Raw genomic sequence first — 5,351 nt, 5'->3', positions numbered from 1 at the left:
TCACGAACCCCAGATGTAGATCACCGCGAACAGGAACAGCCACACCACGTCGACGAAGTGCCAGTACCAGGCCGCCGCCTCGAAGCCGACGTGCTGGGTCGGCGTGAAATGCCCGGCATAGACCCGCGCCAGGCAGACGGCGAGGAAGATCGTCCCGATGATGACGTGGAAGCCGTGGAACCCCGTCGCCATGAAGAACGACGCGCCGTAGATGTTGCCCGAGAAGCCGAAGGCCGCCTCGGCATATTCCACCGCCTGGAAGGTCGTGAACAGCAGCCCGAGCACGATGGCGAGCCAGAGCCCCCACTTCATCTGCTCGCGGTCGTTCTCGTGCACCAGCGCATGGTGCGCCCAGGTCGCGGCGCAGCCCGAGCAGAGCAGGATCAGCGTGTTGATGAGCGGCAGGTGCCAGGGATCGAAGGTCTCGATCCCGGCCGGCGGCCAGGTCCCCGGGACCACCTCGACCCCCTCGATCGTCCCCATCGGATAGAGGGCATGCTTGAAGAAGTTCCAGAACCAGGCCGAGAAGAACATGATCTCCGAGATGATGAAGAGCACCATCCCGTAGCGCAGGCCGATCTGCACGATCGGCGTATGGTCGCCCACCTGACTCTCGGCGATCACGTCCGCCCACCAGGACCACATGGTGTAGAGCACGAGCACGACGCCGATCAGCGCGATCCAGGGACCGTGGTCGTGGAACCAGAGCACCGCCCCGCCCAGCATGACGATGGCGCCGATCGCCCCGGTCAGCGGCCAGATGCTCGGGGGCAGGATATGGTAGTCGTGGTTCTTGTGGCCCGCCATTTCTGGTCCCTCTACTGTTCGATCGTCTGGCGGGGCCCTGCCGGCGCCGCCGCGAACCTGGTATCGTCCCCGCCCGCGCCGGTCGCTGCCGCCTCGGGCAGATCGGCCGGAAACATGGTATAGGAGAGCGTGATCTCGGTCACCTGCCGCGTCTCGCGGTCGTCGAGCATCGCCGGGTCGACGAAGAAGCTCACCGGCATCTCCACCCGCTCGCCGGGCTGCAGGACCTGCATGTCGAAGCAGAAGCAGGCGATCTTGTCGAAGTAGCCGCCGACCGTGAAGGGCACGACGTTGAACGACGCCCGCCCGGCCAGCGGCTGGTCGGTCGGATTGTAGGCCTCGAAGAAGGCGAGCCCGGTCTCGCCGAGCCGGAGCGTCATCGACTGCTGCCTGGGGCGGAACTCCCAGGCCATGCCCGGCGCGACGTTGGCGTCGAAGGAGACCCGCACCGTCCGGTCGACCACCCCGGCCGCGGGCGGCGCCTCGGCGACGCCGGTCGTCCCGGCGAAGCCGGTCACCCGGCAGAACCAGCTGTAGAAGGGCACGGCGGCGAAGCTCGCCGCCACCATGACCGGCACGACGGCGAGGAGCGTAAGCGCGATGCGGCGGTTGGAGCGTCCTGCCATCTCAGCCGGCCCCCCGCGTTTCGGTGGCCTGCGGCATGGCCTGCGGGCTCTGCTCGGCGCCCTCGGAAAGCTTCACCAGCGTCACCGCGAAGGTGAGCAGCACCAGCCCGAGCAGCACCAGCCCCAACCCCAGGTTGCGGCTGCGCCGGCGCCCGTAGATCTCGTGACGGTCAGGCCGCATTCCCCGCCCCTCAGAACAGCACCGGCCAGCCCGCCGGCGCGAGGTCGAGCGCGCGCAGCGCCGCCTCGGCAAGGAGCAGCGCGAAGTGCAGCGTGAGATAGAGGATCGAGAAGCCGAAGAAGCGCCGCTCCACCCGGAAGCGGTCGGCCTTCGCCGCCGCCTCGTCGCGCCGCCACAGGCGCCACGCCCCGGCGACGAAGATCGCGTTCAGCACCAGCGCCCCGGCGAGATAGACCGGCCCGCCGATCCCGCTGAAGGCCGGCGCGACCGCCACCGCCGCCAGCACCAGCGAATAGCCGAGGATGTGGTTGCGCGTCACGCGCGGCCCATCCGTCACCGGCAGCATCGGCACGCCGGCGCGGGCATAATCGTCGTTGCGGAAGAGCGCGAGCGCCCAGAAGTGCGGCGGGGTCCAGAGGAAGATGAGCGCGAACATCGCCACGCTCTCGGCCGCGACGCCGCCCGTCGCCACCGCCCAGCCGATCATCGGCGGCAGCGCGCCGGCCGCGCCGCCGATCACGATGTTCTGCGGCGTCGCCCGCTTCAGCCACATCGAATAGACGACGGCATAGAAGAAGATGGTGAAGGCGAGCAGCCCCGCCGCCACCAGGTTGGCGAAGAGCGCGAGCATCACCACCGAGAAGACGGCCAGCACCACGCCCACCGCCAGCGCCTCGTCCCGCGCCACCCGCCCCGAGGGGATCGGCCGGCCCATGGTGCGCCGCATCACCGCGTCGATGTCGCTGTCCCACCACATGTTTAGCGCGCCCGACGCGCCCGCGCCCACCGCGATGCAGAGCACGGCGGCGAAGGCGATCACCGGATGCACCGCCACCGGCGCGCAGACGAGGCCGACGAAGGCGGTGAAGACCACCAGCCGCATCACCCGCGGCTTCAAGAGCTCGACATAGTCGCCGAACTCCGCCTCGTGGACGGTGGCGGGCTGGCTCCAGCTGGCGTCGCTCATCTGCCTTGACTCAGTTGGCCGGTGGCTCTGCCGGCTCGGTGGTGTCGGGGGTCTCGTTCTCGGCCGGCGTCTCGACCTCGGGCTGATCGGCCGCCGGCTCGGCAGCGGGCGGCTCGATCGCAGCCGGCGCCTCCTCGCCCTCCGCCGGCGCAACCTCCTCCGCCGGCGCAGCCTCCTCCGCCGCCGGCTCCTCGGCCGCAGCCGGCTCCTCGGCCGCGGGCTCCTCCGCCGCAGCCGGCTCTTCGGCGGCCGGAGCCTCCTCGCCCGCCGCCGGCGCCTCGGCGGCCGCAGCGGCGCCCGCCGCCGGCGCCTCGGCCTCGGGCCGCGTCCCGCCGTACTCGTCGATCGCCCAGTCGAGCCAGGCCTGATAGGCCTCCTCGCTCACCACCTTGACCGTGATCGGCATGTAGCTGTGGTTCTTGCCGCAAAGCTCGGAGCACTGGCCGAAGTAGACCCCCTCCTGCTCGGCCTTGAACCAGGTCTCGTTCAGCCGCCCCGGCACCGCGTCGATCTTGATCCCGAACGAGGGCACAGTGAAGGAATGGATCACGTCCGCCCCGGTCACCAGCACGTGCACCACCTTGCCCACCGGCACGACCAGCGCGGCGTCGGCGGCGAGCAGGTTCAGCTCCGGCCCGTAGCCGTAGGCCTCGAGATCCTCGGGCGCCAGCATCAGGCTGTCGAAGGTGACGTCGTTCGCCGGGTAATTGTAGGTCCAGTACCACTGGTTGCCGGTCGCCTTCACCGTCAGATCCGGCGTCGGCACGGTCAGCTGCTTGAACAGGATCGGCAGCGAGAAGGAGCCGATCACGATCAGGATCACCACCGGGATCAGCGTCCAGGCGATCTCGAGCCGGGTGTTGTGGGTGAACCGCGCCGGCGTCGGGTTGCGGCGCCGGTTGAAGCGCACGATCACCACCAGCAGCAGCAGAACCACGAGGAGCACGATCGCGATCATGATCCCGTGCACCAGGTGCGACAGCCAGTGCATGTCCTCGGCCACCGGCGTCACCGCCGGCTGGTAGCCGATCGCCCCCGGCGTCGGGGCGCCGATCACCGGCAGGTCCCGCGGCTCGCCCGCCGGTTGCGCCAGGGCGCCCGTTCCGAGGAACGTCGCGAATCCCGCGGCGGCGAGGGCGAAAGACCCGAGGCAGAGACCGACGCGGCTCATCTTCATGGCGACCATCCGTTCATCCCCCGGCCCCTCGCGCTTCTTTCTGGCGCTCACCGGACTGGCGTGTTGTTGCAGGTGGGGTCAGATCAACCATATTAGCCGGGCAAGGACAAGACGCGGCGACGCCGCAACGCCTCCCCGCCCCGACGCAGCCTTTCCGGAGCCCGACCATGACGCAATCCCCGCGTTTCCGCCCCTTCGAGCAGGCGCTCGACCCCGAGGCCGCGCTCCGGGTCCTGCGCGAGGCCACCGCCGGCGCCGACGACGGCGAGCTCTTCCTCGAGCGGCGGCGGGCGGAATCGCTCGTCTTCGACGACGGCCGGCTGAAGAACGCGGCCTACGACGCCGCCGAGGGCTTCGGCCTGCGCGCCGTCCGCGGCGAGACCGCCGGCTACGCCCATTCGACCGAGATCAGCGAGGCGGCGCTCAGGCGCGCCGCCGAGACCGCCCGCCTCGCCGTCGGCGCCGGCGGCGCCACGCTCGCCGACGCGCCGAGGCCCACCAACCAGCGCCTCTACAGCGACCGCGACCCCTTCGACGACGCCGGCTTCCCGGTGAAGGTCGAGATGCTGCGCGAGATCGACGGCTACCTGCGCGGCCGCGACCCCCGCGTCGTCCAGGTCTCCGCCTCCCTCGCCGCCTCGATGCAGGAGGTCGAGATCCTCCGCCCCGAGGGCACCCGCCTCGCCGAGGCCCGCCCCATGGTGCGGCTCAACATCTCCGTCATCGTCGAGGAGAACGGCCGCCGCGAATCGGGCTCCGCCGGCGGCGGCGGCCGCCACGGCCTCGCCCCCCTCATGGGCAGCGGCCACTGGAAGGCCGTCGCCGAGGAGGCGCTGCGCATCGCCACGGTCAACCTGAAGTCCGAGCCCGCCCCCGCCGGCGTCATGGACGTCGTCCTCGGCCCGGGCTGGCCCGGCATCCTGCTGCACGAGGCGATCGGCCACGGCCTCGAGGGCGACTTCAACCGCAAGCAGACCTCGGCCTTCGCCGGCCTGATGGGCACCCGCATCGCCGCCCCCGGCGTCACCGTCGTCGACGACGGCACCATCCCCGACCGCCGCGGCTCGATCTCCTTCGACGACGAGGGCACCCCGTCGCAGCGCAACGTCCTCATCGAGGACGGCATCCTCGTCGGCTACATGCAGGACCGCCAGAACGCCCGCCTGATGGGCGTCGCCCCTACCGGCAACGGCCGCCGCGAGAGCCACGCCCACGCGCCCATGCCGCGCATGACCAACACCTACATGCTCGGCGGCACCGCCTCCCCGGCCGACGTCCTCGCCGAGCTCAGGGACGGCATCTACGCCGTGGGCTTCGGCGGCGGCCAGGTCGACATCACCAGCGGCAAGTTCGTCTTCTCCTGCACCGAGGCCTACCGGGTGAAGGACGGCCGCGTCGGCGCCCCGGTGAAGGGCGCGACCCTCATCGGCGACGGCGCCACCGCGCTCAAGCACATCCGCGCCATCGCGAACGACATGGCGCTGGACCCCGGCATGGGCAACTGCGGCAAGGCCGGCCAGTGGGTCCCGGTCGGCGTCGGCCTCCCCACCGTCCTCATCGGCGGCCTGACCGTCGGCGGCAGCGCGGCGTGAG

General features: G+C 71.0%; 6 protein-coding genes. 1 reads left to right on the top strand and 5 read right to left on the bottom strand.

Going from position 1 to position 5,351, the window contains the following annotated elements:
* From Q0112_RS03510 to coxB, 5 genes are read right to left on the bottom strand one after another with little or no spacing between them, the layout of a single operon-like run.
* Positions 1–807: a cytochrome c oxidase subunit 3 gene (locus Q0112_RS03510; RefSeq protein ID WP_297971468.1), complete on the bottom strand. Its 807-nt coding sequence runs from the start codon at positions 805–807 to the stop codon at positions 1–3.
* An 11-nt stretch (positions 808–818) separates the two neighbouring features.
* Positions 819–1,433, bottom strand: coding sequence for a cytochrome c oxidase assembly protein (locus Q0112_RS03505; protein WP_297971465.1), 615 nt, complete (start codon positions 1,431–1,433; stop codon positions 819–821).
* A 1-nt stretch (position 1,434) separates the two neighbouring features.
* Positions 1,435–1,614: a cytochrome C oxidase assembly protein gene (locus Q0112_RS03500; protein WP_297971462.1), complete on the bottom strand. Its 180-nt coding sequence runs from the start codon at positions 1,612–1,614 to the stop codon at positions 1,435–1,437.
* A gap of 10 nt (positions 1,615–1,624) precedes the next feature.
* Positions 1,625–2,581: a heme o synthase gene (gene cyoE / locus Q0112_RS03495; protein WP_297971459.1), complete on the bottom strand. Its 957-nt coding sequence runs from the start codon at positions 2,579–2,581 to the stop codon at positions 1,625–1,627.
* A 10-nt stretch (positions 2,582–2,591) separates the two neighbouring features.
* Positions 2,592–3,767 carry a cytochrome c oxidase subunit II gene (gene coxB / locus Q0112_RS03490; RefSeq protein WP_324564937.1) on the bottom strand — a complete coding sequence of 392 codons (1,176 nt, stop codon included), beginning with the start codon at positions 3,765–3,767 and terminating at the stop codon, positions 2,592–2,594.
* A 158-nt stretch (positions 3,768–3,925) separates the two neighbouring features.
* On the opposite strand from coxB, the gene tldD reads away from it, so the two are divergent.
* On the top strand, positions 3,926–5,350 hold the full coding sequence (tldD, locus tag Q0112_RS03485; RefSeq protein ID WP_297971457.1) for a metalloprotease TldD: 1,425 nt from the start codon (positions 3,926–3,928) through the stop codon (positions 5,348–5,350).
* Position 5,351: the final 1 nt, after the last annotated feature.

The organism is uncultured Amaricoccus sp., from assembly GCF_937858865.1.
GTDB lineage: Bacteria > Pseudomonadota > Alphaproteobacteria > Rhodobacterales > Rhodobacteraceae > Amaricoccus.
This window is presented reverse-complemented; position numbering and strand designations above follow the sequence as displayed.